This is a genomic window from Aestuariivirga sp. (assembly GCF_020252405.1).
In the GTDB taxonomy this organism is placed as follows: Bacteria; Pseudomonadota; Alphaproteobacteria; order Rhizobiales; family Aestuariivirgaceae; genus Aestuariivirga.
In genome coordinates, this window is the sequence record NZ_JADCDA010000062.1 from 1 (window position 1) to 25,376 (window position 25,376).

The 25,376-nt window shown below is 66.4% G+C and carries 21 protein-coding genes and 2 pseudogenes; 13 read left to right on the plus strand and 10 right to left on the minus strand.

All coding sequences use genetic code 11. The features are described from left to right. Positions 1-190: 190 nt before the first annotated feature. The 3 genes and pseudogenes from IOC69_RS09810 to IOC69_RS09820 all read right to left on the minus strand — a co-directional run. Positions 191-385: a hypothetical protein gene (locus IOC69_RS09810; protein WP_290543368.1), complete on the minus strand. Its 195-nt coding sequence runs from the start codon at positions 383-385 to the stop codon at positions 191-193. 20 nt (positions 386-405) lie between these two features. Next, positions 406-864, minus strand: coding sequence for a hypothetical protein (locus IOC69_RS09815; protein ID WP_290543369.1), 459 nt, complete (start codon positions 862-864; stop codon positions 406-408). Positions 865-999: 135 nt separating this feature from the next. Then, positions 1,000-1,642: pseudogene (locus tag IOC69_RS09820) on the minus strand (ISAs1 family transposase); the annotation flags it as partial. A gap of 49 nt (positions 1,643-1,691) precedes the next feature. Here IOC69_RS09820 and IOC69_RS09825 point away from each other — a divergent pair. Then, a complete protein-coding gene (locus IOC69_RS09825; protein WP_290543370.1) occupies positions 1,692-3,032 on the plus strand; it encodes an FAD-binding oxidoreductase in 1,341 nt (446 codons plus the stop codon). Between the two features lie 91 nt (positions 3,033-3,123). On the opposite strand, the gene IOC69_RS09830 is transcribed toward IOC69_RS09825, so the two are convergent. Continuing rightward, positions 3,124-4,518: an FAD-binding oxidoreductase gene (locus IOC69_RS09830; protein WP_290543371.1), complete on the minus strand. Its 1,395-nt coding sequence runs from the start codon at positions 4,516-4,518 to the stop codon at positions 3,124-3,126. After that, entirely contained in the window at positions 4,511-5,452 is a 942-nt protein-coding gene (locus tag IOC69_RS09835; protein WP_290543372.1) for an L-threonylcarbamoyladenylate synthase, read from the minus strand. Before IOC69_RS09835 ends, IOC69_RS09830 begins: the two co-directional genes overlap by 8 nt. A gap of 154 nt (positions 5,453-5,606) precedes the next feature. Here IOC69_RS09835 and IOC69_RS09840 point away from each other — a divergent pair, with 154 nt between their 5' ends. The 3 genes and pseudogenes from IOC69_RS09840 to IOC69_RS09850 form a co-directional block, all read left to right on the plus strand. After that, complete coding sequence (locus IOC69_RS09840) at positions 5,607-6,584, plus strand: histone deacetylase family protein (protein WP_290543373.1); 978 nt, start codon at positions 5,607-5,609, stop codon at positions 6,582-6,584. Beyond that, on the plus strand, positions 6,584-6,829 hold the full coding sequence (locus tag IOC69_RS09845) for an exodeoxyribonuclease VII small subunit (protein WP_290543374.1): 246 nt from the start codon (positions 6,584-6,586) through the stop codon (positions 6,827-6,829). Before IOC69_RS09840 ends, IOC69_RS09845 begins: the two co-directional genes overlap by 1 nt. After that, a pseudogene (locus tag IOC69_RS09850) lies at positions 6,819-7,532 on the plus strand (TlyA family RNA methyltransferase); the annotation flags it as partial. The gene IOC69_RS09845 and the pseudogene IOC69_RS09850, both read left to right, overlap by 11 nt. A gap of 312 nt (positions 7,533-7,844) precedes the next feature. On the opposite strand, the gene IOC69_RS09855 reads toward IOC69_RS09850, so the two are convergent. Both IOC69_RS09855 and IOC69_RS09860 read right to left on the minus strand, forming a co-directional pair. After that, positions 7,845-9,575, minus strand: a complete 1,731-nt coding sequence (locus IOC69_RS09855) for an ABC transporter ATP-binding protein (protein ID WP_290543375.1) — start codon at positions 9,573-9,575, stop codon at positions 7,845-7,847. Between the two features lie 348 nt (positions 9,576-9,923). Further along, complete coding sequence (locus IOC69_RS09860) at positions 9,924-11,360, minus strand: amidase (protein ID WP_290543376.1); 1,437 nt, start codon at positions 11,358-11,360, stop codon at positions 9,924-9,926. A 106-nt stretch (positions 11,361-11,466) separates the two neighbouring features. Between IOC69_RS09860 and IOC69_RS09865 the strand changes: the two genes are divergently transcribed. The 7 genes from IOC69_RS09865 (at position 11,467) to IOC69_RS09895 (ending at position 18,485) form a co-directional block, all read left to right on the plus strand. Next, positions 11,467-12,210, plus strand: a complete 744-nt coding sequence (locus IOC69_RS09865) for an SDR family oxidoreductase (protein WP_290543377.1) — start codon at positions 11,467-11,469, stop codon at positions 12,208-12,210. Between the two features lie 158 nt (positions 12,211-12,368). Continuing rightward, a complete protein-coding gene (locus IOC69_RS09870) occupies positions 12,369-13,463 on the plus strand; it encodes an ABC transporter ATP-binding protein (protein WP_290543378.1) in 1,095 nt (364 codons plus the stop codon). Positions 13,464-13,467: 4 nt separating this feature from the next. After that, positions 13,468-14,391, plus strand: a complete 924-nt coding sequence (locus IOC69_RS09875; RefSeq protein ID WP_290543379.1) for an ABC transporter permease — start codon at positions 13,468-13,470, stop codon at positions 14,389-14,391. Then, the gene (locus IOC69_RS09880; RefSeq protein WP_290543380.1) at positions 14,384-15,184 is read left to right on the plus strand and encodes an ABC transporter permease; all 801 of its coding nucleotides are present in this window, start codon (positions 14,384-14,386) and stop codon (positions 15,182-15,184) included. The genes IOC69_RS09875 and IOC69_RS09880 overlap by 8 nt, the downstream gene beginning before the upstream one ends. A gap of 33 nt (positions 15,185-15,217) precedes the next feature. Then, positions 15,218-16,252 (plus strand): extracellular solute-binding protein, encoded by a 1,035-nt coding sequence (locus tag IOC69_RS09885; protein ID WP_290543381.1) that lies wholly within the window; start codon positions 15,218-15,220, stop codon positions 16,250-16,252. A gap of 413 nt (positions 16,253-16,665) precedes the next feature. Next, on the plus strand, positions 16,666-17,316 hold the full coding sequence (locus IOC69_RS09890) for a dienelactone hydrolase family protein (RefSeq protein ID WP_290543382.1): 651 nt from the start codon (positions 16,666-16,668) through the stop codon (positions 17,314-17,316). Positions 17,317-17,375: 59 nt separating this feature from the next. Then, positions 17,376-18,485, plus strand: coding sequence for a PQQ-dependent sugar dehydrogenase (locus IOC69_RS09895; protein ID WP_290543383.1), 1,110 nt, complete (start codon positions 17,376-17,378; stop codon positions 18,483-18,485). A 169-nt stretch (positions 18,486-18,654) separates the two neighbouring features. On the opposite strand, the gene hutU is transcribed toward IOC69_RS09895, so the two are convergent. The 3 genes from hutU to hutI are packed head-to-tail and all read right to left on the minus strand — an operon-like array spanning position 18,655 to position 22,260. Next, on the minus strand, positions 18,655-20,325 hold the full coding sequence (hutU, locus tag IOC69_RS09900) for a urocanate hydratase (RefSeq protein WP_290543384.1): 1,671 nt from the start codon (positions 20,323-20,325) through the stop codon (positions 18,655-18,657). Positions 20,326-20,335: 10 nt separating this feature from the next. After that, the gene (gene hutC, locus IOC69_RS09905) at positions 20,336-21,070 is read right to left on the minus strand and encodes a histidine utilization repressor (RefSeq protein WP_290543385.1); all 735 of its coding nucleotides are present in this window, start codon (positions 21,068-21,070) and stop codon (positions 20,336-20,338) included. Beyond that, positions 21,067-22,260 (minus strand): imidazolonepropionase, encoded by a 1,194-nt coding sequence (hutI, locus tag IOC69_RS09910; RefSeq protein WP_290543386.1) that lies wholly within the window; start codon positions 22,258-22,260, stop codon positions 21,067-21,069. The genes hutC and hutI overlap by 4 nt, the downstream gene beginning before the upstream one ends. Before the next feature lie 46 nt (positions 22,261-22,306). Between hutI and IOC69_RS09915 the strand changes: the two genes are divergently transcribed. After that, positions 22,307-23,671: a formimidoylglutamate deiminase gene (locus IOC69_RS09915; RefSeq protein WP_290543387.1), complete on the plus strand. Its 1,365-nt coding sequence runs from the start codon at positions 22,307-22,309 to the stop codon at positions 23,669-23,671. Beyond that, positions 23,668-25,200 (plus strand): histidine ammonia-lyase, encoded by a 1,533-nt coding sequence (gene hutH / locus IOC69_RS09920; RefSeq protein ID WP_290543388.1) that lies wholly within the window; start codon positions 23,668-23,670, stop codon positions 25,198-25,200. Before IOC69_RS09915 ends, hutH begins: the two co-directional genes overlap by 4 nt. Positions 25,201-25,376 lie beyond the last annotated feature (176 nt).

Sequence of the window (25,376 nt, forward strand, 5' to 3'; positions counted from 1 at the left end):
CCTTCGGGCACCTTCTCCCATCCTTCGGACGGGAGAAGGGAACCCATATGCGATAGCCCTGCCACGAGGGGGAGGGAAATCCTAATGGAGTCAATTGACCGCCCGCCGCTCTAAAGCGTGAACATAACGGATTCGAAACCAGCTCAAACCGGAATCAGAGTGTGTCAAAAATACATTTTTCAGCAGCCTGCTAGCTCGAACCGGCGCGAAGCACGCAATTCGCGGCGGCGGCAGGATCTCGGCAGATGTCCGGATCAGTCAGCAGACTTGGCTTGTCTGACGTGTTGCCAATGCGGTAGGTGAGCATCTCTTGGAGGCCGATATGCACCGCATTGCCGGAGCTTGCCTGGCTGGCATCCTTGATAAGCTGCGGCGAGATTGTCATGGCGTGCAGATAGTCTGAGATCAGCTGTTCCGCCGTTCGGCCGCTCTCGCGCGTTGTGAGCAGACGGGGGACGGCATGACGAGATCCCCGGCCCACGACCCATAGCGCGTCACCCCGCCGGCAAAGGCCAGCAGGCAGGCCGCGCCGCAGTTCGGTCTATGCAGCAGATGGGTGCCGCGCAATGCGGAGTTCGCGGTCATGCGCCGGCAGGCATCGTTGCGCGGGTTGCAGTTCTCCGCGCTGCTGCGGGCGAGAACGGTGGTCAGCCGGTGCTGGCGCGCCATCCGGCCAATCTCCATTGCCGCATCGATATCGCCACCCACCGAGTCAAACACGATGGGGAGCTTCGCACCGCCCATCTGGTGCAGCATTTTGCGGAGGCGCTCGGGCGTGTCGGGCGTGATCACGCCCTGCGCCAAGATCCATTCCGGGCAGAATTGCCCGCAGGCGCCATCCCGGCGGAGGCGCACGAAGATCATCTCCTCGCCCAGGGCTGCCCAGCTGTTTTCACGCTTGATGCAATTGAGCGGCGGTGCCGCGCGCGCAGACCGATGCGGAGAAAATCGCGTCCATGTCAACCGCCGCCGAGCTTAGGCCACGGCGGTGAATCCGGGTTAACGGGTCCTTCCGATGATCCGCGCCATGTAGGCTGGGTTCCTTCCGGCTTTGTTTCTGCGGAGTTTGAGGCTTCGTTTGTCGTTGACGGCGCGCGGGATGTTGAAGGCGAAGTGGCGGACGGTGGCCATGTTGGCGGGTCCGTGTCCGGTGTGGGATCGGGCCTTGTCCTCGCCGAAGGTGACGTCGAGCACCCAGTGCAGGCTGTTTTCGATGGCCCAATGGCTGCGCACGGCCTCGGCGAGGGCCTTCGGCGTCATTGGACGCCACGAGACGTAGAAGCGCGTGGCGCTGGTTTGCTTGTCTTTTTCCCATGTTCCGGCATTGACCCGCGCGATCATGGCGAGTTTGGGAAAACGCGGCTCGCCGGGGCCGGGGTCCTCGAAGGAGCGCCCGATCTCGCCCACCAGGCCGGACTGTTTGGCCTTCACCGACAGAAGATAGAGCAGGTTTCGGATCAGTGGAACCGAAACCTGCTCTATTTCTTTGTTTGGTCGCATTTTCGACGGTCAACCGGTGTCCACTTGACCTGAAAGTGCTTCAGTCGGCCCCCGCGTCGAGGATGGCCTGCGCCGTGCCCGCATTGCAGCCGATCGCGTCGATGGACACCAGCGCGCCCGCAATCTGGCCCTTCTGCGCCAGATCAAAAGCGGTTCTACTTTTGCGGATCATGCTTTAGCAAGGCTTCACCATGGCTTCCACCACCCATCCGCATGCCTTCCATTTTGACCGCGCCGTTGACAGCTACTGGGAGGCTTCCGCCGATCCCCTGCGGATCGACACCCCGCCATTGACGGGCGCCGAAACCTGCGAGGTTGCCGTCATCGGCGCAGGCTTCACGGGGCTTTCGGCGGCGCTCGAACTCGCCCGGCAGGGCGTCGATGTGCGCGTGCTGGAGGCGGGCCATGTGGGCTGGGGCGCTTCAGGCCGCAACGGCGGCTTCGCCTGCATGGGCTCGCACAAGCTGTCCTATCCCGCCATGATCCGGCGCTATGGCCTCGACGCCACGAAGCAGTTCTACGAGACCATGCGCCAGTCGGTGGCCCTCGTGCGCGACACTCTCCAGCGTTGCGGCATCGACGCCTGGGCGACGGCGGATGGCGAGGTGACCCTCGCTCATCTTCCCAGCCGCGTGCGGGAACTGCGCGACGAACAGGCCTTCCTCAGGCGGACCTTCGGCGACGAGACGGAGTTCCTTTCCAGGGAGGACCTCAAGGCACAGGGCCTCGACGGGCCTGGCTTCTTCGCCGGCCTCAAGGGCAGCGTCGGTTTCGGCGTGCACCCGCTGAACTATGCGCGCGGTCTGGCGCGGGCGGCGGCGGGCGCGGGCGCGAAGATCCATGGCCGTTCGCGGCTCATGCGCTGGGAGGAATTGCCCGGCGGCCACCGCCTGCACACGCGCGGGGGCGTGCTGAAGGCCAGCCAGGTCATCGTCGCCACCAATGGCTATACGCCGGAGGATGTTTCGAAACGCCATGCGGGCCGCCTCATGCCCGCCCTCTCCAGCGTCATCGTCACGCGCCCGCTCACGAATGACGAGCGCCGCGCCCAGGGCTGGACGTCGGACCTTCTGGCCTATGACTCACGCAGGCTGCTGCATTATTTCCGCGTGCTGCCCAATGGCCGCTTCCTGTTCGGCGGGCGCGGCGGCGCCGATGCCTCGGACCGCGGCGAGGCCGCCTATCGCCCGCTGCTGACCAGGGCCTTCAAGGAATTGTTTCCGGCATGGAGCGATGTGGAGATCACGCATTACTGGCGCGGCTTCGTCTGCCTGAGCCATGACCTCGTGCCCTATATCGGCGCGCTTGACGCGAAGAAGACGGTGTGGACGGCCATCGCCTATCACGGCAATGGCGTGGCCATGGGCTCATGGAGCGGGCGCGCGGTGGCCCGCCTTCTTACGGGAAAGGCGGCGCGCGGTGAGTTGTCGCCCGTGCTCACGCGCCGCCTGTCACGTTTCCCCCTGCCCGCCTTCCGGCCCCTGTATCTCAAGGGGGCTTACGTATGGTACGGCTGGGAAGATTCGCGGTAGGCCTGTCGGGGTTCACATGTGTGCGGATCATTCCACGCCCGCGTCAGCCCGCGGGCCTGCCACAGCGCGACGACGCGCTCGCGAAACTCCGTCATCCGGGCAGCACGCGGCCGGGGTTCAGAATGTTGTTGGGGTCCAGCATGTGTTTCAACCCGCGCATCATGTCGATCTCGACGTCCGACTTGATCTCCGGCATGCGATGGGCCTTGAGACGCCCGATGCCATGCTCGGCGCTGATCGAACCGTTGAAGCGGTGGACGATGCCGAACACCACGTCGTTCACCTCGTCCCACATGTCGAGGAATTCCTGCTTGTCCATGCCCTCGGGCTGCGAGACGTTGTAATGGATGTTGCCATCGCCCAGATGCCCGAAGGTCACGAGGCGCGCGCCCGGAACAAGGTCCGCGACGGCCCTGTCAGCCTCGGCAAGGAAGCGGGGCACGTCCGACACCGGCACCGAGACATCGTGCTTGATCGAGCCGCCCTCGGGCTTCTGCGATTCCGAGATCAACTCGCGCGCCGCCCACAATTCGCTGCGCTGCGCCTCCGATCCGGCGATCACGCCATTCGAGATGGCCCGGTCCCCGAGGTCGGCCTCCAAAATCTCCATCATCACGCCGGTTGGCGGGTCGGCCAGTTCCATCAGCACGTACCAGGCCGAATCCTCATTCAGCGGATGGCGCACGCCGGCGTGGCGGATGGCGAACTGCAGGGCGATATTGGCGATCAATTCGAAGGCGACCACGCGGTTGCCGCTCTTCTCCTGGGCGGCCGCGAGCAGATGCACCGCGGCCAACGGCGAGCGGACGGCAAGAAACGCCGTCTCCCGCGTCCTCGGCTTGGGGAACAGCTTCAGCACCGCGGCGGTGATGACGCCAAGCGTGCCCTCGGCGCCGATAAACAGGTCGCGCAGGTCATAGCCCGTATTGTCCTTGCGCAGGCGCTTCAGGCCATCCCAGATGCGGCCGTCCGCCAGCACCACCTCAAGGCCAATGCAGAGATCGCGCATATTGCCATAGGCGAGAACGTTGAGGCCGCCGGCATTGGTGGAGAGATTGCCGCCGATGCGGCAGGAGCCTTCAGAGGCGAGGCTCAGGGGGAACAGCCGGTCCACCTTGTCCGCCGCCTCCTGCACCGACCTGAGCACGGAGCCCGCCTGAACGGTGATTGTGTTATTGCTCCGGTCGACATCGAGGATGCGGGTCATGCGGTCGAGCGACAGCACCACCTCATTGCCGGCCTCGGTGGGAATCTGCCCGCCGCACAGCCCGGTGTTGCCGGCCTGCGGCACGATCGGCGTGCGCGTTTCGTTGGCGATGGCCAGGATGCGGCTCACCTCCTCCGTCGAACCCGGGCGCAGCACCAGCGGCGAGCGGCCGGTCCAGATTTGCCGCCACTCGCGCATGTAGCCGGTCATCTGGGCGGGATCGCGGATCGCGTATGTCTCGCCGGTCACGGCGGCAAGGCGGTTCAGGGCCTCACTCATGTGGTCCCCGGGGCGCGGCGGCGCGCATCAGCCGGTCATTGATGGCCTCGCCGAGGCCCTGGTGCGGAATGGGGGCCACCGCGATGCGTGCCGCCCCGGTGGCGTCAATCTCGTGCAGCAGGCGAAACAGGCTGGCGGCCGCCTCCACGAGGTCGCCGGTGGCGGAGAGCGTCCACGGCCCGTGGGCATGCAGCCGGCCGAAACCGAGATAGGCCTCGCCGTCGCGCGGGGCTTGCGCATTGAGGCGGAGCTCGGCGTGCGGTGCATAGTGGCTCAGCAGCTGGCCCGGCGCGTGGGGGCGTGCGGAATGGGATTCGACCGCGATGGCGTGTCCCAGCACCGTCTCGATCTCAACCCTGGGCACGCCGCCGTGGCGCAGCAGCCTCGGTCCATCGGCGAGGAAACTGACGACCGTCGATTCAACGCCCACCTTGCAGCGGCCGCCGTCCAGCACTGCGGCGGCCTTGCCCTTGAGGTGACGGCGCACATGGTCCGCCGTGGTGGGGCTGATCTTGCCGGAGGGGTTGGCGCTGGGCGCCACCACCGGGCGCCCAAAGGCCTTCAGCAGCGCCAGCGCAACCGGATGGGAGGGAACCCGGATGGCAATTGAGCCGAGGCCTGAACTGGCCAGCAGCGAGACCGGGCAACCGGAGGCGCGCGGCACGACGAGGCTCAGCGGACCCGGCCAGAAGGCCTCGGCGAGCGCCATTGCCTCCGGGCTGAAATCTCCCAGAGCGAAGGCGGCCTGCGCGTCCGGCACATGGGCAATGAGCGGGTTGAAGGACGGGCGGCCCTTGGCGGCATAGACGCGGGCCACCGCCTCGCCATTGGTCGCATCCGCCCCCAGGCCATAGACGGTCTCGGTGGGGAAGGCGACGAGCTTCCCCTCGCGCAGGGCCTGCGCGGCGGCGTCGATGTCAGTCTGGGAGGACATGCGGGCTCTATAGAGCATGATCCGCGAAAGTGGAACCGGTTGTGCGATAAGATCATGCTCAAGCTGTTGCTCTGGCGCATGTTCCATTCAGGCGATTCCGCCTGAACGGAACATGCGCTGGCAGTCCGGCGCGCGGGCGGCTAGAACGGGGGCCATGACCACCCTGCTTTTCACGCATCCCTCCTCGCTGCGCCACGTGACGCCCGACGGCCACCCCGAACGGGTGGACCGCATCAAGGCGATCAACCAGATCCTGGCAAATGACCATTTCAGGGACCTCGCCCGCCGCGAGGCGCCGCTGGGCCGCGATGAGGACATTCTGCACGCCCATGCCCATGAGCATCTGGAGCGCATCCGCGCCATGGCGCCGGCGGAGGGCATGGAATATCTGGACCCCGACACCGTGATGTCGGTGGGCTCGCTCGAGGCGGCGCTGCGCGCCGTGGGGGCGGCGACCGCCGGGGTCGACGCGGTGTTCCAGGGCGAGGCCGACAATGTGTTCTGCGCGCTGAGGCCCCCTGGCCACCATGCCGAGACGCGCCGCGCCATGGGCTTTTGCCTGTTCAACCAGGCCGCCATCGCCGCCCTTTACGCGCGCCACAAATATGGCGCCGGGCGTGTGGCGGTGGTGGACTTCGACGTGCACCACGGCAACGGCACGCAGGACATCTTCTGGCCGGACGCCAACCTGTTCTATGGCTCCACCCATCAGATGCCGCTCTACCCCGGCACCGGCGGCGTGCAGGAGACGGGTGTTGGCAATATTTTCAACGCGCCCCTGCGCGCGGGCGACGGTGGAGCGGAGTTCCGCGAGGCGATGAGCTCGGTGATCCTGCCGGCGCTGGATGTGTTCGCGCCCGATCTTGTCATCGTCTCGGCAGGCTTTGACGCGCACCACCGCGATCCGCTCGGCAGCCTCAGGCTCACCGAGGAGGATTTCGCCTGGGCCACGCTGAAGCTGATGGAGGCGGCGGAGGTCCATTGCGATGGCCGCCTCGTCTCGGTGCTGGAAGGCGGCTATGACCTGCGGGGGCTCGCCGCCTCGGTGGGCATCCACGTGCAGGCGCTGATGCGCGGCAGCGCGGGGATGATCGACGAACCGGAATTCGAGGACGACGGGGACGAAATCTGATGACCGGACACGCAGACATCGCCGGCCTGCCCTTCGAGAAGGCCCTGGCCGAACTGGAGCAGATCGTGACCAGGCTCGAGTCCGGCAAGGTGGACCTTGAGCAGTCCATCGCCATCTATGAACGCGGCGAGGCGCTGAAGAAGCACTGCGAGACGCTGCTGAAGGATGCGGAGGCCCGCATCGAGAAGATCACGCTCAAGCCCGACGGTACGCCGTCCGGCGCCGAACCGCTGGATGTCGGTTAGGCAGCGCCTCGACGAGGCGCTCGTCGCCCGGGGGCTCTATCCCTCGCGTTCGCGCGCGCGGGACGCCGTGCTGCGCGGCACGGTGAAGGTGGACGGCGAGCGGGCGGCGAAGCCATCGCAGGCGGTGGGACCGGACAATGCGCTCACCGTCGATGACAAGGCTCAAGCCTATGTCTCGCGCGCGGCCCTCAAGCTCAGTCACGGGCTCGCCCGGTTCGGCATTTCGGCGCGGGGCAAGAATGCGCTCGACATCGGCGCCTCCGCCGGCGGCTTCACCCAGGTGCTGCTGGAACAGGGCGCGGCCCATGTGACGGCCATCGACGTGGGCCACGGGCAGATGAAGGTGGCCGGCCCGCGGGTGAGGCTGATCGAGGGGCTGAACGCACGTGATCTGTGCGCGGAGCATCTGGACCGGGCGATCCAGCTGATCGTCTGCGACGTCAGCTTCATTTCGCTGAAGCTGGCCTTGCCGCCGGCGCTTGGTCTGGCGGAGGAGGGGGCCCAGCTGGTGGCGCTGATCAAGCCGCAGTTCGAAGCGGGGAGGGATGCGGTCGGCAAAGGCGGGATCGTGGCCAGCCCCGGGACGCATGAGCGGGTCTGCCTGGACATCGCGGATTTCCTGCGGTCCGAGGGCTGGCGCGTGCTGGGGCTTGAGGCCTCGCCCGTCGGGGGCGGGGATGGGAACCGGGAGTTTCTGGTGGCGGCGGCAAAGTCCGGGACTGTCAGGACCCGTGTGCGCGGGGCCGCCGTAACGGAAAAGAAAACCGATCACGGCAATCGCCAGGGACCCGCTTGACCAGCTGTTTGCCGCACGCGGCCCCAGGGAGCTGTTTTGGGCGCATGGCGTGCCCGACAGCCTGAAAAAGGCGCTGCCTGCGCGCAGACCGGAGGCGAAGCTGAAGGAGCATCGTGGGCAGGAAGCCCAGCGCATGTTCCGTTCGGGCGGAACCGCCTGAACGGAACATGCGCCGGATCAAAAGCTTGAGCATGATCTTGTCGCAAAAGCGGTTCCACTTCAGCGGATCATGCTGTAGGCCGCCGCGCGGCCCACCTCGTTCACCCGCCCGGCCCGCACCTCGTAGAGGCGGTCGGCGACGTCCACCCAGGCATCGCGATGGGTGATGACGATGATGGTGAATTCATGCGCCAGGGAGCGGATGTTGTTCACGATCTCGGCCTCCGTCGTGGGGTCCAGGGCGCTCGTGACCTCGTCGAGGATCAGGATGCCGGGCCTGGTCACCAGCGCGCGGGCCAGTGCGATGCGCTGGCGCTGGCCGCCGGAAAGCCTCGCGCCCATCTCGCCGGCGCTGGTGTCAAGGCCCTGCGGCAGGCTGGCGATGAAGCCCTCGAGGCCCGCAAGCCTCACCGCCTGCGCGATGTCGTCTTCCGTCAGGCTTTCGTCGCCGAGGCAGATGTTCTCGCGCAGCGGCGCATGCAGCAGCGAAAGCTCCTGCGAGACATAGCCGATGCGCCGGCGGAGCTTGACGATGTCGATCTCCTCCAGCGGCGCGCCGCCCACGGTGATGCGTCCGCTCCGCGGCCGGTGCAGGCCGATCAGCAGATCGACGAGGGTGGTCTTGCCGCTGCCGGACAGGCCCTTCAGCACCGTCACCTTGCGCGCCGGCATGAGGATGTTGACGTCCTGCAGAACGTCATGGCCGCCATAGGAGAAGCTGACATGCTCGAAGCGGCAGTCTCCGGCCGCGTCGGGTGCGAGCGTCCCGCGCGCGGGCTCGCGGTTGGCCTCGGTGAGCGCGATCAGCTGTTCCAGCCGGTCATAGGAGGCTTCGGTCTGCGCCGACTGCTGCAGCATGCGCTGCAGCCTGCCGAAATTGTCCAGCACCTTCATGAACAGGATGCCGCCCACCAGCAGCGCCGTGATGGTGACGTGGAAATAGGTATAGGAAATGTAGATGACCAGGCACAGCGCGATGGCCATCACCGCGTCGCCGCTCTGCACGGTCAGTTGCTGCGCCACGCCGCGCTGGCGCTGCGCCTTTTCGAGCTTCATCATCGCCTTGCGGATCGAGGTCCGGAAGGAGTCGTAGCGGTGCATGGTCTTCAGCGGCTTGATGTTGCCGAGAAGCTCCACCGTTTTCACGGTCAGGTCGCGCGTCGCGTTCACGCCGCGGCGGCCCGCCTTCTTCGACATGCGGATCAGGAAGCCCATGGAATGGCTGATGACCAGGCCAACCGCGAGGCCGAGCAGCGCCAGCCGCCAGTCGATGAACAGCGTGATGATCACATAGATCGCCGCCTGCACCGCCATGGCGCAAAAATTGGCGGCCATGAGGTAGGCTTCGGCGGCGCGCGCCGCATCGGCGCTGATGGCGCTGGCGAAGCTGCCGCTCTGCTGTTCGGAATAGAACCGCCAGCTGGCGCCGAACAGCGCATCGAGCAGCCGCTCGCGCAGACGCACCCCGACACGCGCGGCGGAATTCGCGGCATAGGTGAGCGCGAAGAAGCCGACGACGGACTTCAGCACCAGCGCCACGCCGATGATCAGCACCAGGTTGCCAAGCGTGGGGGCGATGCCCACCCAGTCGAGGGCGTCGAGAACCTTCTGGCTCAGGCCCGAATGGCTGCCGCTGGCCGCACCCCCCGGCTGGTCGGCGACGATGGCCACCGCCGGCAGCAGCGCGGAAATGCCGATCGCCTCGCACAGGGCGGCCACCAGCAGCGCGAACAGCACCAGGAAGGGCCTGGCGCCCTCGGCATGGAAGAAGATGTGAAAGACCTTGCGCATTGACCCCTGAGCCAAGCCCCGCCGGCATGCTTGCCTGCCGAAGCCAGGGGCAGACTTAGCCCCGTGGCCCGCCGCATGCAATTGCCGCAATCCGCCCCCATAAGCCCCGAAAACAACAGGCTTTGCAGTTCAACAGGCGGCATGGCGGTGAAGACGGGCAGGATGAACGCAATCGATCGAACGGCCGCGGACGGGCCTCCGGCGAGGCAAGCCGCAATGCCGGTCCAGGCGAGGAGGATCAGGACGGTGACGCAAAGCCTGATATTGCTGCGTGCGGCGGAGCCGATGGGGAGTGTCCGGTTCATGCGCCCATTATAGGTATTTTTTCAGAAAAAGTCAAGAAAAAAATCACAGGCGCGGCCTGGTTTTATTCGTGCCATACCACCCTCCCACGGCCTTCTCATAGGCAAGGCCCGCGCGGAAAACCGTCACATCGTCCCAGGTCCGGCCCACCAGCTGGATGCCGGTGGGAACGCCCGTTTCGGCATGGCCGGAGGGCAGCGACAGCACCGGGCAGTTGTGCAGCATGTTGAACTGGTGCGTCATCACCCAGCCATATTCCGGGTCCGCCTTCTGGCCGTTCACGGTGAAGCTCCCGTCCCACGGGTCATGCTCCGCCTTCACCGAGGGCGCGTTGTTGGTGGGGCAGATGAACAGGTCATGCGCGGCCAGCACCGGCCCCAGCGTCTGATACATGCGGTGCGCCTGTTCCCAGGGCCGGTGCGCGTCATCGGCGGCGGTCAGCTTCCGCGCCATCTCGGCGAATGTGATGGCGTAGTCCGTCATCAGATGCCGCGACTCCGCCAGATGCCAGATGGCCTGCCGCCCGAAATGCATGAGGTTGTACCAGTGCAGCCCGTTCTTCTCCACCTCGGCCGTCCAGCCGAGCTCCACTTCCTCCACCCTGGCGCCCAGCGACCTGAACACCTCGACCGCCCTCAGCATGTTCCTGGCGACCGCGGGTTCGACGGGCACGTAGCCCAAGTTCACCGAATAGGCGATATTCAGTCCACGGATCGATTTGGCCTCGCCCGGCAGCCTCACCTTCCGCCTGAGCGAGTCATGATCGAGCGGGTGCGGCCCCGAGGTCACGTTCTGCATCAGCGCGGCATCGGCCACGCTGCGCGTCATCGGGCCGCAGTGGTTGAAGCGGTCGAAATTCGCCGGCGGCCCGTCCGGGTTCCGCCCATGCGGCGGCTTGAAGCCGACGACACCGCAGGCCGCCGCCGGAATGCGGATCGAACCGCCGATGTCGGTGCCCGTCGCCAGTGTGGTGATCCCCGCGGCCAGCGCCGCGGCGGACCCGCCGGAGGATCCGCCAGGCCCCCACTCCGTGTTCCACGGATTGCGCGTCACGCCCCAGATGCGCGAGGCGGTGATGCCGGAGAGGCAGAACTCCGGCGTGGTGGTGCGGGCGAGGATGACAGCGCCCGCCTTCTGCAACCGCTCGATCATCGGGTCCGAACGATCGTCCACCCAGTCCCTGAAGATCAGCGAGCCCTGCGTGGTGCGCTTGCCCTTCAGCCGCTGCGCATCCTTCACCGCCAGCGGCACGCCGTCGAGCGCGCCCGTCCTCGCGCCGCGCCTCATGTAGCGCGCCTCGGACGCGGTGGCCTGCGCGATGGCTTCGTCGAAATAGCGGTCGGCCAGGCAGTTGATCTTCGGGTTCACCCTCCCGGCTCGGGAAATCAGCGCCTTCGTCAGCTCCACGGGCGAGAGCTTGCGCCGCTTGAACAGCCCCAGGGCTTGCGCGGCGGAGAGGTAACACAGATCATCGTTGGTCATGGACAACGCTCATATCGGGGCGCTAGATCAGGCTTCGTTTCCAAGACACCGAAACCTGATCTCGTGAGTTCGTCCCACACAGAACAGGACAATGGGAGAGAAGTCCATGGCCGGCAGGCTTCACGGCAAGACAGCAATCGTCACCTCGGCGGGTCAGGGTATCGGCCGCGCGTCCGCCATCTGCATGGCGAAGGAAGGGGCCAAAGTCTGGGCCACCGACATCAATGACGGGGCGCTGAAGACGCTCGCCGCCGAACAGCCCGGCATCGAGACCTTCACCCTCGACGTGCTGAGACAGTCCGAGGTTGACGCGGCGGCCAGGCGCGTCGGCACGCCGGACATTCTCTTCAACTGCTCCGGCCATGTCCATGCCGGAACCCTGATGGAAACCGACGAGAAGGCCTGGGACTTCTCCTTCGATCTGAACGTCAAGGCGCATTTCCGCATGATGAAGGCCTTCATGCCGGGCTGGCTGGCCCGCGGGCATGGGGTGATCGTCAACATGGCCTCCGCCGCCTCCTCGATCAAGGGCGTGCCGAACCGCTTCGTCTATGGCGCCACCAAGGCCGCGGTGATCGGCATGACCAAGGCGCTGGCGGCGGATTACACCTCGAAGGGTATCCGGGTGAACGCCATCTGCCCGGGCACGGTCGACAGCCCGTCCCTGACCGAGCGCCTCAGGGCCACGGGGGATTACGAGGCGGCGAAATCCGCCTTCATCGCGCGCCAGCCCATGGGCCGCATGGCCCGGGCGGACGAAATCGGCATGCTGGTGGTTTATCTGGCCAGCGACGAGGCCGCCTTCGTCACCGGCCAAACCTTCGTCATCGATGGCGGCTGGTCCATCTGAACCAGAGCATGATCATGCTCCAGAAAGGCCGGGCGCCGCGCATGCTCGCCGCGGCAACTCCGCGCCGCCAACGGAACCCATTGGCAAAGCCTGAGTTCCCGTCATAGGATGAATCCAACAGCCCGGCGGGAAAGCCGGGGGCGAGGGAGACAGCAATCTTGGCAGCAGGCCAGACCGCCATCGAGGCGAAAGGCGTCACGAAACAATTCGGAGCCGGGCAGGACGCCGTGAAGGCTCTCGACAACGTCTCGGTTTCGATCCGTGAAAACGAGTTCTTCACCCTGCTCGGACCTTCGGGCTGCGGCAAGACCACGCTGCTCCGCCTCATCGCCGGCTTCGACTTCCCGACAGAGGGCGAGATCCTGCTCTATGGCGAGGATATCGCGCCCCTTCCGCCCTTCAAACGCCCGGTCAACACGGTGTTCCAGAGCTATGCGCTCTTCCCGCATATGACGGTGGCGCAGAACATCGGCTTCGGGCTTGAGATGCTGGGCAAGCCGAAATCCGAGATTGACGCGCGCGTCACCACGATGCTGCGGCTTGTCCGCATGGAGGAGCTCGCCAACCGCCGCACCAGCCAGATTTCCGGCGGCCAGCAGCAGCGCGTGGCGCTGGCCCGGGCGCTGGCGCCGCAGCCCAAGGTGCTGCTCCTTGACGAGCCGCTCTCCGCGCTGGACGCCAAGCTCAGGAAGGACATGCAGATCGAGCTGAAGCGGCTGCAGAATGAAACCGGCATCACCTTCATCTTCGTCACGCATGACCAGGAGGAAGCCCTCACCATGTCGGACCGCATCGCGGTGATGAGCAAGGGCAAGATCCTGCAGATCGGCTCCCCGCGCGACGTCTACGACCGGCCCTCGGTGCGCTTCGTCGCCAACTTCATCGGCGAGACGAACTTCCTCGAGGGCGAGGCCGCCGGCATCGAAGGCAGCTTTGCGCGGGTGAAGCTCAACGGCGGCGCCACCATCGCAGCGGGCCTTCCCGAGGGCCTGAAGCCTGAGGGCCGCGTGACCGTGGTGGTCCGCCCCGAACACGCCGATCTCGTCGCGGCCTCCGCTCCGGCCGATCTGCGCGGCACGCTGGACAACATCGTCTATTTCGGCACCGACACCCACTATTACGTCAGGCTCGACGGCGGCCAGACCTTCATCATCCGCCAGCAGAACGCGCATGGCGCGGGCGCGGGCTGGGCAGTGGGCAATGCCGTGGGCGTCGCGCTCGAACCCGAGAGCGCCCGGCTGGTGAGGGACTGAGCGCATGCCGTCAGCCCGCGAGGCCGCCGAAAACGCGCGGCGCCAGGACGTCCGCAACCGCTGGCTGCTGTCCGCGCCGTCGCTGCTCATCATCTTCCTCGCGGCCGCGGGGCCGCTCTTCGTCATGCTTCTCTACTCGGTCATGGCGAAGGGCGACTACGGCGATGTGAAGCTCTGGCAGTTTTCGGCCGATGGCTGGTTCGGCGTCCTCTTCCAGCGCGACATTTTCGACGACACGCTCACCCTGAACGACGCCCATGTGGCGATCTTCGCGCGCTCGGTGAAACTGTCGCTGGCGACCACGCTCATCACGCTGCTGCTCGGCTTTCCCACGGCCTACTTCATCGCCACGCGCGGCGAGCGCTCCCGCGAGATCTGGCTGTTCCTGATCACCATCCCGTTCTGGACCAACCTTCTGATCCGCACCTACGCGATGCAGGAGGTGATCCGCAACGAGGGCGTGATCAACACGGCGCTTCTCAAGCTCGGCCTGATCTCCGCGCCGGTCCAGATGATGTACACCGACATGGGCATTCTCTTCGGCATGGCCTATGTCTATTTGCCGCTGATGGTGCTGCCGCTCTATGCCTCCATGGAGCGCCTCGACTTCCGTCTCGTGGAGGCCGGCTACGACCTCTACGCGACCCGCCTCAAGGTGCTGTGGCGGATCATCATCCCGATGGTGAAGCCGGGCGTCATCGCGGGCTCCATCCTTGTTTTCATACCGTCGCTCGGCGCCTATGTGACGCCGCGCGTGCTGGGCGGCGGCAAGAACATGATGCTGGGCAACCTGATCGAGCTTCAGTTCGGACAGGGGCACAACTGGCCGCTCGGAGCCGCCATTTCGATCACGCTGATGGCGATCGTCATGGTGGCGCTGCTGTTCTACGTGCGCAACGCCGCGAGGGCGGGGGCAAGGCATGGCTAGCCATTTCGACGTCAAGCGCCAGCGCGGTTTCCCCGCGGTCGCCATGGTCTGCTTCTTCCTGCTGTACCTGCCCATCGCGACGCTTGTGGTGTTCGCCTTCAACGCGGGTCCGTCGCTTGCGGTGTGGGAGGGCGTTTCGCTCAAGTGGTTCATCGCGGCCTCGAACAATTCCGCGGTGCAGGAAGCGGCGGTCCGGTCCTTCGCGATCGCCGTGATCGCGGCAACCATCGCCACTGCCGCGGCCACCATGGCGGCCCTCGCCACCACCCGCACCGAACCCTACCGCGGCCTGACCTTCAAATACGCCTTCATCAACCAGCCCCTGATGGTGCCGGAAATCGTGACCGCGGTGGCGCTCCTCATCGTCTTCTCGCGCGTCAAGGCGTGGACCGGCTATTCGGGCCTCGGCTTCATCGTCGCCGCCCACACCGCCTTCTGCATTCCCTTCGCCTATCTGCCCATCCGCGCACGGCTGGAAAACATGGACCTGACGCTGGAGCGCGCCGCCGCCGATCTTTACGCCACGCCATGGCGGGCGTTCCGCCGTGTCACGCTGCCGTTGCTCTGGCCCGGCATTCTCGCGGGCTTCATGCTGGCCTTCGTGATATCGCTGGATGATGTGGTGATCACCGAATTCGTGAAATCAGGCGGGCAGGACACCCTGCCGACCTATATGCTGGGTCAGCTCCGCCGCATCGTCACGCCGGAAATCAACGCCATATCGACCATTTTTCTGGCGATATCGGTGCTGGTCGTCACGCTGTTCTTCCTCATCAGCAGGAGGAAGGTGTGACATGGGAGAAACGTCAACAGGGAGTAAAATGAAATGAAGTTCAAACTCACCGCCGCCCTCGCCGGGCTTGCCATGCTCGTGGGCGCGGGCGCAGCCCATGCCGACGGCGAGCTCAACATCTTCAACTGGGGCAATTACACGAGCCCCGAAATGATCAAGAAATTCGAGGACAAGTACAAGGTCAAGGTGACCGTCACCGATTACGACTCCAACGACACGGCGCTTGCCAAGGTGCGCGCCGGCGGCCACGGCTTCGATATCGTGGTGCCCTCCGCCAACTACATGCCGATCTGGATCAAGGAAGGCCTTCTCCTCGAGGCGCGGCCCGACCAGATGGAGAATTTCAAGAACGTCGATGAGCGCTGGGTCAATGTCGACTGGGATCCCGGCCGCCGCTTTTCCGTGCCGTGGCAGTGGGGCCTCACCGGCATTATCGTCGACACCTCGGTCTACAAGGGCGACGTGAACACGTCGTCGATCTTCCTTGATCCGCCCGCCGAGCTGGTCGGCAAGATCAACGTCGCGCCCGAAATGAACGACGTGATGTATGCCACAATCCGCTACCTGGGCGGCGAGTGGTGCACCGCCGACAAGGACGTGCTGAGGAAGGTGCGCGACAAGCTTGTCGAGGCCAAGCCGAAGTGGATCGCGATGGACTATGGCGTGATCGAGAAGTTCGCCAGCCGCGACTTCGCCGCCGCCTATTACTGGAACGGCGCCGCCATGCGCGCCCGTGCCCAGAATTCGGCGGTGAAGTTCGGCTATCCCAAGGAAGGCTTCCCCTTCTTCATGGACAGCGCCGCAATCCTGAAGGACGCCAAGAACGTCGAGAACGCCAAGCTGTTCCTGAACTTCATCATGGACCCCGAGAACGCGGCGATGATCTCGAGCTTCGCCCGCTATGCCAATGCCATCAAGGGCTCCGAAAAGTTCCTGCCGGCCGACATGAAGGACGCGCCCGAACTCATCGTCCCCAAGGATCTCGAGGCGGCCGGTCAGTTCCTCAAGCCCTGCCCGCCGGAGGTGACGGAAATCTACACAAAAATCTGGACGGAAGTGCTGAAGTAAGCGCGGTCCGCCCCGAAGCCCCGGCCGGCTGAAGCATTTTCAGGTCAGGCAGACAGCGGTTGACCGTCGAGAATGCGACCAAACAAGGAGATGGAGCATGATCCGCACAAGCGGAACCGGTTTTGCGATAAGATCATGCTCAGTCTATTGACCCGGCGCATGTTCTTTTCGTTCAGGCGATTCCGCCTGAACGGAACATGCGCTGGAGCCGGGGCTTATCCTTTTGGTCAGCGCCCGATCATGACGTCCCGCCGCGATTCCAATCCGCGCGCGCGGCGTCTTCTGCCGGGTGATCCATGTGAACGGGGACTGAGGGATCGTCGCCGAGAAACGCCGGGTTGGCCTGACTTTCCCTTGTCGCCCTTCAGCATCGCCACGCGGAAGACGCTTTACGCCATCGGAAGGCGCCCCGCATGAGTGACACAATCGATGGGGTGATCGAGCGCCATGCGCTCAGCCGTGCGGGTGCGCCGCCCCTGCGCGCCAGGGGCGTGGTGCTGCTCATCCATGGCCGCGGCGCAACGGCGGACAGCATGCTGCCCCTCGCCGGCGTGATGGCGATGCCGGATCTCTGCTATCTCGCCCCGCAGGCCGAAGGCCACACCTGGTATCCGCAGAGCTTCATGGCGCCCACCACGGCGAACGAGCCCTGGCTCACCCGCGCCCTCGGCCGCGTTGCGGCGATCATCGCCGATATCCTGGCCTCCGGCATTGAACCCGGACGCCTCGCCATCATCGGCTTTAGCCAGGGCGCCTGCCTGACGAGCGAGACGGTTCTGCGCAACCCCAGGCCCTATGGTTTCATCGGCGTGCTGAGCGGCGGCGCCATCGGCCCACCGGGAACGCCGCGCGACTATCAGGGCTCGCTCGCAGGGGCGTCGATCTTCCTCGGCTGCTCCGATCACGACCCGCATATTCCGCTCGCCCGGGTGAAGGAGACGACGCAGGTCTTCATCCGCATGGGTGCGAAGGTTAGCGAGCGCATCTATCCGGGTGCCTCGCATGGCATCAATGATGACGAGATCACGCATTTGAGAGCCGGGCTCGCGGCTTTGGCCACATAGCATCCACGATTTCGCCCTGTGCGTAAGGCATTATGCTGTCCTGTCAAACCGGGTGCCACATGATTGATCGCCGTACCGTTGCCGCAAGCCTGCTGGCCCTCTCGCTCGCGCCCCTGAGCGCCTGCGCCGGGCCGAACGAGCTGGTGGAGACCGTGGCGGACGGCCTCGACCATCCGTGGTCCTTGGCCTTCCTGCCGGATGGGACGATGCTCGTCACCGAGCGCGCCGGGAACCTCCGCACCATCGGCATGGACCGCAGGCTTTCGGAGCCGATCTCCGGCCTGCCGCAGGTTGCCGCAGTGGGTCAGGGCGGACTCCTCGACATTGCACTTCACCCGAAGTTTGAGCAGACCCGTCTCGTCTTCCTGTCCTTCGCGGAACCGCGCGAGGAGGGCAAGAACGCGACCAGCGTCATGCGCGGCAGGCTCTCGGAGGATCTGCGGAGCCTCACCGACGTCAAGGTCATCTTCCGCCAGCAGCCCGCGGCCGAGGGCGGCCAGCATTTCGGCTCGCGCCTCGTCTTCGACCCTACGGGGGCGCTGTTCGTCACCACCGGCGACAGGCTGAACCTGCGCCCGCTGGTGCAGCGGACGGACAATCACATCGGCAAGATCATCCGCATCACCGAGGATGGCGGCATTCCGCCCGACAACCCCAAGGTCGAAGGCTGGCTTCCCGAAATCTGGTCCATCGGCCACCGCAATTTGCAGGGCGCTGCGATCCATCCGGAGACCGGACGGCTGTGGACGGTGGAGCACGGCGCCAAGGGCGGCGACGAATTGAACCATCCGGAGGCGGGCAAGAACTATGGCTGGCCCGTCATCACCTACAGCCGCGAATACTCGGGCGAGCCGATCGGCGGCGGGCTGACCGCGAAAGACGGCATGGAGCAGCCGGTGCATTATTGGACGCCATCCATCGGGCCTTCGGGCATGGCATTCTATACCAGCGACCGCTATCCGCAGTGGAAGGGCAATCTCTTCGTCGGCGCCCTGGCGCTGAAGCATCTCGCGCGCCTTGTGCTGAAGGACGGCAAGGTGGTCGAGGAACAGCGCCTCTATGATGGCCGGGCCCGCATCCGCGACGTGCGGCAGGGGCCCGACGGCTATCTCTACATGCTGACCGACGAAGACGCCCCGATGGGGCGCGTGGTGCGGGTGACGCCTTAGGACGGGACGCAAGTCTCTCGTCTCCCGCATGTTTCCTTGTTCACCTTGCGCGGACTTGATCCGCGCATCCTTTTTGGCGCCGCGGGAAAAAAGACCCCCGGGTCAATCCCGGGGGAGGTGAGGAGGTTGAAGGGTTCGGCGTCGCACTCGGGGGGAGGAATGAAACCGGCTAAACCGTAATCCCCGGCAGCTTCAGCCCCTGCTCCTTCGCGCATTGGACGGCGATGTCATAGCCCGCGTCGGCGTGGCGCATGACGCCGGAGCCGGGGTCGTTCCACAGCACGCGCTCGAGGCGGCGCGCGGCGTCATCCGTGCCGTCGGCGACGATCACCATGCCGGCATGCTGCGAATAGCCGATGCCCACGCCGCCGCCGTGGTGCAGCGACACCCAGGTGGCCCCGCTCGCCGTGTTCAGGAGCGCGTTGAGCAGCGGCCAGTCGGAGACCGCATCCGATCCGTCCAGCATCGCTTCCGTCTCGCGGTTGGGCGAGGCGACGGAGCCTGAATCGAGATGGTCGCGGCCGATGACGATGGGCGCCCCGACCTCCCCGTTCCGCACCATCTCGTTGAAGGCGAGGCCCAGCCTGTGGCGCTGGCCCAGCCCCACCCAGCAGATCCGCGCGGGCAGGCCCTGGAAGGCGATGCGTTCGCGCGCCATGTCAAGCCAGTTGTGGAGGTGCGGGTCATCGGGGATGAGCTCCTTCACGCGCTGGTCGGTCTTGTAGATGTCCTCCGGATTGCCGGAGAGGGCGACCCAGCGGAATGGCCCGATGCCGCGGCAGAACAGCGGGCGGATATAGGCCGGAACGAAACCGGGGAATGCGAAGGCGTTCTTGAGGCCCATCTCCAGCGCCATCTGGCGGATGTTGTTGCCATAGTCGAGGACCGGAACCCCCATGTGCCAGTAGTCGAGCATGGCGGCGACATGCGCCTTCATCGAGGCCATGGCGGCGGCCTTGACGGCCTGCGGATCGGAGACGCGCTTTTCCTCCCATTCGCCAAGCGTCCAGCCGGCGGGCAGATAGCCGTTGACCGGGTCATGCGCGGAGGTCTGGTCGGTCAGCGCATCGGGGCGGATGCCGCGCCTGACGAATTCCGGCAGCAGCTCCGCCGCATTGCCGAGGAGTCCGACGCTGATGGGCTTGCCCTGCCCGTGCGAGCGGTCGATGATCCCGAGCGCCTCGTCGATGGTGCTGGCCTTGGTGTCGAGGTAGCGCGTCTTCAGGCGGAACTCGATGCGCGAGGGCTGGCATTCGATGGCCACCATCGAGGCGCCGGCCATGGTGGCGGCGAGCGGCTGGGCGCCGCCCATGCCGCCCAGCCCCGCGGTGAGGAACCACTTGCGTGCGAGGTTTCCGCCATAATGCCTGCGGCCCACTTCGGCGAAGGTTTCATAGGTGCCCTGCACGATCCCCTGCGTGCCGATGTAGATCCAGGAGCCGGCCGTCATCTGGCCGTACATCATCAGGCCCTTCTTATCGAGCTCGTTGAAATGGTCCCATGTGCCCCAGTGCGGCACGAGGTTGGAGTTGGCGATCAGCACGCGCGGCGCGTCCTTGTGGGTGCGGAAGATGCCGACGGGCTTGCCGGACTGGACGAGCAGTGTCTCGTCCTCCCCGAGCGAGCGCAGGCCCGCCACGATCCTGTCGAAGGCCTCCCAGTTGCGCGCCGCGCGGCCGATGCCGCCATAGACGACGAGCTCCTCGGGACGCTCGGCAACGCCGGGATCGAGGTTGTTCATCAGCATGCGCAGCGGCGCCTCGGTGAGCCAGCTCCTGGCCGAGATGGCCGTTCCGGTGGGGGCCTTGATGATGCGGGTGTTGTCGCGGCGGATGGTCATGGACGGGCTCCTATTGCGGGACGGCGCCGCGCGCGTTGGTGCGGTGGCGGCTGTACAGCGCGTAGCGGCTGGCGGGATAGGTGAGGGTGACGGCGGTGGCCACCCTGCCGCGGCTCCACGAGCGGCGGTGGAGCGCGAGGCAAGGTTCAAGCGCGCCAATGCCGAGCAGCCGTTGCTGTTCTGTCGTGGGAAGTGCCGCTTCGACGGTGTGTTCGAGTTCATCGACGGGTGCGGCGGCGAGCAGGACGGCGGTGGGCGTGGTCCCGGTGAAGTCGTGGCCGAGGAAACCGGGCGCCACGGCGGGGTTCACGTAGCGGTCCTCGAGCTGGACGGGAACGCCGTTCTCCTCATGCGCGATGACGATGTGGAAGAGCTGCCTGAGGCCGCGGTCCTCGAACGCCTCCGCGAGCGCCGGGCTGGCGTCCACGGACCCCTTGCGGATCATGCGCGAGGAATAGCGGTGGCCGCGCTGGGCGATCTCCTCGGCAATGTTGCGCAGCTCCATGAGGCTCGAGAGGGCGGGGGACTCCCTGACAAAGGTTCCCACACCGGGCACGCGGCTGAGGAAGCCCTCGGCGGTCAGTTCGCGCAGCGCGCGGTTGGCGGTCATGCGGCTTATCCGGAAGCTCCCGGCCAGCTCGTTCTCGGAGGGCACGCGGCGGCCGGCCTCCCAGGCGCCCGCGCGGATGTTCCCGAGGATGTGCTCCTTGACCCTGGCATAGAGCGGCCGGGCGCTGCCCGTCACAGCATGCCCCGCACCACGTCGCCATGGCGGATCACCGCGGCGAGCGGGTTGAAGCCCAGCGGATAGGCGAGATCGCCCGGGCGTTCGGTGTTCCACAGCGCAATGTCGGCGCGCATGCCCGGCGTGAGCAGGCCGCGGTCATAGAGGCCCAGGGCCCTTGCCGCATTGTCGGTGACGCCGCGCAGCGCCTCCTCCGGCGTCAGGCCGAAGAGCACGCAGGCCATGTTCATGGCGGTGAGGATCGAGTGGACGGGCGAGGTTCCGGGGTTGAGGTCGGTGGCGACCGCCATGGGGACGCCCGCCTTGCGCAGCGCCGCCACGGGCGGAGCCTGCTTTTCCCGCAGGAAATAGAAGGCGCCGGGCAGCAGCACGGCCACCGTGCCGGAGGCGGCGATGGCGTCCACCCCCGCCTGGTCGAGATATTCGATGTGATCCACCGACAAGGCCCCGAATTCGGCGGCGAGCGCCGCCCCGCCCAGGTTGGAGAGCTGCTCCGCATGCAGCTTCACGGGAAGCCCCAGGGACTTCGCCACCGCGAAGACCCGGCGGGTTTCCTCCACCGAGAAGGCGATGCCCTCGCAAAAGGCATCGACAGCATCGGCGAGACCGGCCCTGGCTACGGCGGGCATGACTTCGTTGCAGACGAGGTCAAGGTAGCCCGCCCGGTTCTCCCTGTATTCGGGCGGCAGGGCATGGGCGCCGAGGTAGCTGGTCACCACGTCCACCGGTCGCCTCCGGGAGAGTTCGCGGGCCACTTTCAGCATCTTGATCTCGGTGTCGCGGTCAAGCCCGTAGCCGGACTTGACCTCGATGGTGGTGACGCCCTCGGCCAGCAGCGCGTCCAGCCGGCGCAGCGCCGAGGCGGCGAGGCCGGCCTCCGGTTCGGCCCGGGTCATCCGCACGGTGGCGGCGATGCCGCCGCCGGCCCTGGCGATCTCGGCATAGGAGACGCCCGTCAGCCGCTGCTCGAACTCATGCGCCCGGCTGCCGCCATGGACGAGGTGGGTGTGGCAGTCGATGAGGCCGGGGGTGGCGAGCCTGCCCGCGCAGTCCGTTGCGTGATGACCGGATGGGGCTTCCGTCCGGGGTCCGGCCCAGGCAATGCGGCCGCCCTCGATGAGGATCGCCGCATCCTCGATCAGGCCATAGCCGTCCTTCATGGTGGCGGCCTTGAGGTTGGTGAGCAGCATGCCGAAGCCTCTTGTATAAGGTTGTATATACAGTATAGTCGGACCCATGCAAAGCCCGAAATTTCACTTCGCCAGCGCGCTGACACCGCAAGGCTGGCGAAGGGACGTGTGCGTCACCGTCGACGGCGGCGGCATGATCACGGCGGTCGTGGCCGGCTCCGCCGAGGGCGAGCGGCTGCCGGGAATCGCCCTGCCAGCCATGCCCAATGTCCATTCCCACGCCCACCAGCGCTTCATGCTGGGCCTCGCCGAGCGCGCCGGGCCGGGGACGGACAGCTTCTGGACCTGGCGCGAGGCCATGTATGGTTTCGCGCTGCGGCTCTCGCCGGACGACCTCGAGGCGGTGGCGGCGCAGCTCTATGTCGAGATGCTGAAGGCCGGCTTCTCGGTCGTCGGCGAGTTCCAGTATCTCCACCACCAGCCGGATGGCGCCCCCTATTCCGACCCGGCCGAGATGAGCCTCCGCTGTCTTGCTGCAGCGCAACATGCAGCGATCGGCATCACCATCCTGCCCACGCTCTATGCTTTCGGCGGCTTCGGCGGGCAGGATCCGGCGGCGGGCCAGCGCCGCTTCCTGAACCATGCCGAGAGCTTCCTGAAGATTGTCGACAGCCTGTCTATACAGGCTCGGGGCAAAGCCTTGCAGCGGGTCGGCATCTCGCCCCATTCGCTGCGGGCGGTGACACCGGCGCTGCTGCGCGACGTGATCGCCGGGCTGCCGGCCGATGCCCCGGTCCATGTCCATGTCGCCGAGCAGGTGAAGGAGGTGGAGGACTGCGTCTCCTTCTGCGGCCACCGCCCGATCGAACTGCTGATGCGCGAATTCGACCTCTCGGATCGCTGGACGACGATCCACGCCACTCATATGACCCCGGCCGAAACGGCTGGTCTCGCCCGTTCCGGCGCCATTGCCGGGCTGTGCCCCACCACCGAGGCCAATCTCGGCGATGGAATCTTCCCGGCAACGACCTTCATGGGTGCGGGCGGGGCCATTGCCATCGGCTCCGACAGCCACATCACCGTCTCGCCGTCCGAGGACCTGCGCATGCTGGAATATTCCCAGCGCCTGCGCGGGCGCACCCGCAATGCGCTGGCGGGCGGGCCGGGCATGTCCACCGGACGCACCCTTTACGAGGCGGCGCTGAAGGGCGGGGCGCGCTCCCTGCGTCAGCCGGTGGGCGCCATCGCGCCCGGATACCGTGCGGACATCACGGTTCTTGACGCCGGCCACCCGCTGCTGGCGGGGCGGAGCGGGGACACCGCACTGGACACCTGGATCTTCTCCGGCGGCAATGCGCTGGTGAAGGACGTGTTCGCCGGTGGCCGGCAGGTGGTCAAGGACCGCCATCACATCCATGAAGAGACCATCGCGCGGAACTTCCGCCGCGCTCTCAGGAGGCTCGACACATGATCGCCATCGGTGAACGCCCGCTGGACCTTGCCGATATCCGGGCCGCATTGGCCGGACCCATCACGGTGGCGCTTTCTGACGGGGCGCGGGCCCGCATCCTCCGCTCCGCCGAGACGGTGAAGCGGCTGCTGGCCGCGGGCGGCGCGATCTATGGCGTCAACACCGGTTTCGGCAAGCTGGCCAGGACGCGCATCGCCATGGCGGACCTTGACCGGCTGCAGGTCAACATCGTGCGCTCGCATGCGGCGGGCGTCGGCGCCCCGCTTTGTCAGGGCGTCACGCGCCTCATCCTGCTGATGAAGCTCAATGCGCTGGCCCACGGCGCTTCGGGCATCTCGCCCGCGGCCATGGAGGCGCTGGCGGCGCTGATCAACAGGGACGTGCTGCCGGTCATCCCCGGCCAGGGCTCCGTTGGCGCCTCGGGTGACCTCGCACCGCTCGCCCACATGAGCCTCGTGCTGATCGGCGAGGGCGAGGCGCTGGTGAAGGACAGGCGCGTGAGCGGGGCAGACGCCCTCGGCGCGGCGGGCGTCGCCCCCGTGGCTCTTGGCCCCAAGGAAGGTCTCGCGCTGCTCAACGGCACGCAGGTTTCCACGGCGCTGGCGCTGTCCGGCCTCGTCGCGGCGGAGCGCAATGCCGAAGCGGCGATCGTGGCGGGCGCCATGTCGGTTGATGCCGTCATGGGATCGGATACGCCCTTCGACCCGCGCATCCACGCGCTGCGCCCCCATCCGGGCCAGATCCTCGCGGCGTCGCATTACCGCCGCCTGCTGGCGGGGAGCCAGATCCGCGCCTCGCATCTCGAGAATGACGACCGCGTGCAGGACCCCTATTCCTTCCGCTGCCAGCCGCAGGTGATGGGCGCCTGCCTCGACCTTCTCAGCCATGCCGCGCGCACCCTGATGATCGAGGCCAACGCGGTGTCCGACAATCCGCTGGTGTTTGCGGAGGATGGCGCGGTGCTGTCGGGCGGCAACTTCCACGCCGAGCCCGTGGCCTTCGCGGCTGACATCATCGCCATGGCCGTGGCCGAGATGGGCTCGCTCTCCGAGCGGCGCATCGCGGCGCTGATTGACTCGTCCATCTCGCTGCTGCCGCCCTTCCTCATCCGCAACCCCGGCCTCAACTCCGGCTTCATGATCCCGCAATGCACGGCGGCGGCCCTGATGAGCGAGAACAAGCAGATGTCGCATCCGGCGTCCGTCGACTCCGCGCCGACTTCTGCCAACCAGGAAGATCACGTCTCCATGGCCACCCACGGCGCAAGGCGGCTTGGCCCGATGAACGCCAACCTCTCGCGCATCCTCGCCATCGAGCTGATGGCGGCGGCCGAGGGCATCGACTTCCGCCGTCCGCTCGCTTCGTCGGCCCTCATCGAGCAAGCCCACCGCATCGTGCGGGCCACCTCCGCCAAGCGCGACGAGGACCGCGAATTCGCCACCGACACCGAGGCCATCGCCACGCTCGTTGAGCAGGGAAGCTTTGCAAAGCTGGCGCCGGACCTTCTCGGCGATCTCGGCTGCGGATAGGTTGTTGCAAGGCAACCACCCAGGTGACGTCACCGCGGCGAAAGCAGGGATGACGCGCCTTTAGTACTACAGTTGCGTCTGCGTGGTGAGTCTTGCGCGGTAGTGGGCCTCGGCGGCATGGGCTTGGTGAACGCGCCGCCAGAGTGACCAACTGAACACGAAGGCGCGTTTGACAG

Excerpts from the sequence above, each read along its gene's own strand:
- IOC69_RS09810 (WP_290543368.1), bottom strand. The coding sequence starts at position 385 with ATGACAATCTCGCCGCAGCTTATCAAGGATGCCAGCCAGGCAAGCTCC.
- IOC69_RS09815 (WP_290543369.1), bottom strand. The coding sequence starts at position 864 with ATGATCTTCGTGCGCCTCCGCCGGGATGGCGCCTGCGGGCAATTCTGC.
- IOC69_RS09825 (WP_290543370.1), top strand. The coding sequence starts at position 1,692 with ATGGCTTCCACCACCCATCCGCATGCCTTCCATTTTGACCGCGCCGTT.
- IOC69_RS09830 (WP_290543371.1), bottom strand. The coding sequence starts at position 4,518 with ATGAGTGAGGCCCTGAACCGCCTTGCCGCCGTGACCGGCGAGACATAC.
- IOC69_RS09835 (WP_290543372.1), bottom strand. The coding sequence starts at position 5,452 with ATGTCCTCCCAGACTGACATCGACGCCGCCGCGCAGGCCCTGCGCGAG.
- IOC69_RS09840 (WP_290543373.1), top strand. The coding sequence starts at position 5,607 with ATGACCACCCTGCTTTTCACGCATCCCTCCTCGCTGCGCCACGTGACG.
- IOC69_RS09845 (WP_290543374.1), top strand. The coding sequence starts at position 6,584 with ATGACCGGACACGCAGACATCGCCGGCCTGCCCTTCGAGAAGGCCCTG.
- IOC69_RS09855 (WP_290543375.1), bottom strand. The coding sequence starts at position 9,575 with ATGCGCAAGGTCTTTCACATCTTCTTCCATGCCGAGGGCGCCAGGCCC.
- IOC69_RS09860 (WP_290543376.1), bottom strand. The coding sequence starts at position 11,360 with ATGACCAACGATGATCTGTGTTACCTCTCCGCCGCGCAAGCCCTGGGG.
- IOC69_RS09865 (WP_290543377.1), top strand. The coding sequence starts at position 11,467 with ATGGCCGGCAGGCTTCACGGCAAGACAGCAATCGTCACCTCGGCGGGT.
- IOC69_RS09875 (WP_290543379.1), top strand. The coding sequence starts at position 13,468 with ATGCCGTCAGCCCGCGAGGCCGCCGAAAACGCGCGGCGCCAGGACGTC.
- IOC69_RS09880 (WP_290543380.1), top strand. The coding sequence starts at position 14,384 with ATGGCTAGCCATTTCGACGTCAAGCGCCAGCGCGGTTTCCCCGCGGTC.
- IOC69_RS09885 (WP_290543381.1), top strand. The coding sequence starts at position 15,218 with ATGAAGTTCAAACTCACCGCCGCCCTCGCCGGGCTTGCCATGCTCGTG.
- IOC69_RS09890 (WP_290543382.1), top strand. The coding sequence starts at position 16,666 with ATGAGTGACACAATCGATGGGGTGATCGAGCGCCATGCGCTCAGCCGT.
- IOC69_RS09895 (WP_290543383.1), top strand. The coding sequence starts at position 17,376 with ATGATTGATCGCCGTACCGTTGCCGCAAGCCTGCTGGCCCTCTCGCTC.
- hutU (WP_290543384.1), bottom strand. The coding sequence starts at position 20,325 with ATGACCATCCGCCGCGACAACACCCGCATCATCAAGGCCCCCACCGGA.
- hutI (WP_290543386.1), bottom strand. The coding sequence starts at position 22,260 with ATGCTGCTCACCAACCTCAAGGCCGCCACCATGAAGGACGGCTATGGC.
- IOC69_RS09915 (WP_290543387.1), top strand. The coding sequence starts at position 22,307 with ATGCAAAGCCCGAAATTTCACTTCGCCAGCGCGCTGACACCGCAAGGC.
- hutH (WP_290543388.1), top strand. The coding sequence starts at position 23,668 with ATGATCGCCATCGGTGAACGCCCGCTGGACCTTGCCGATATCCGGGCC.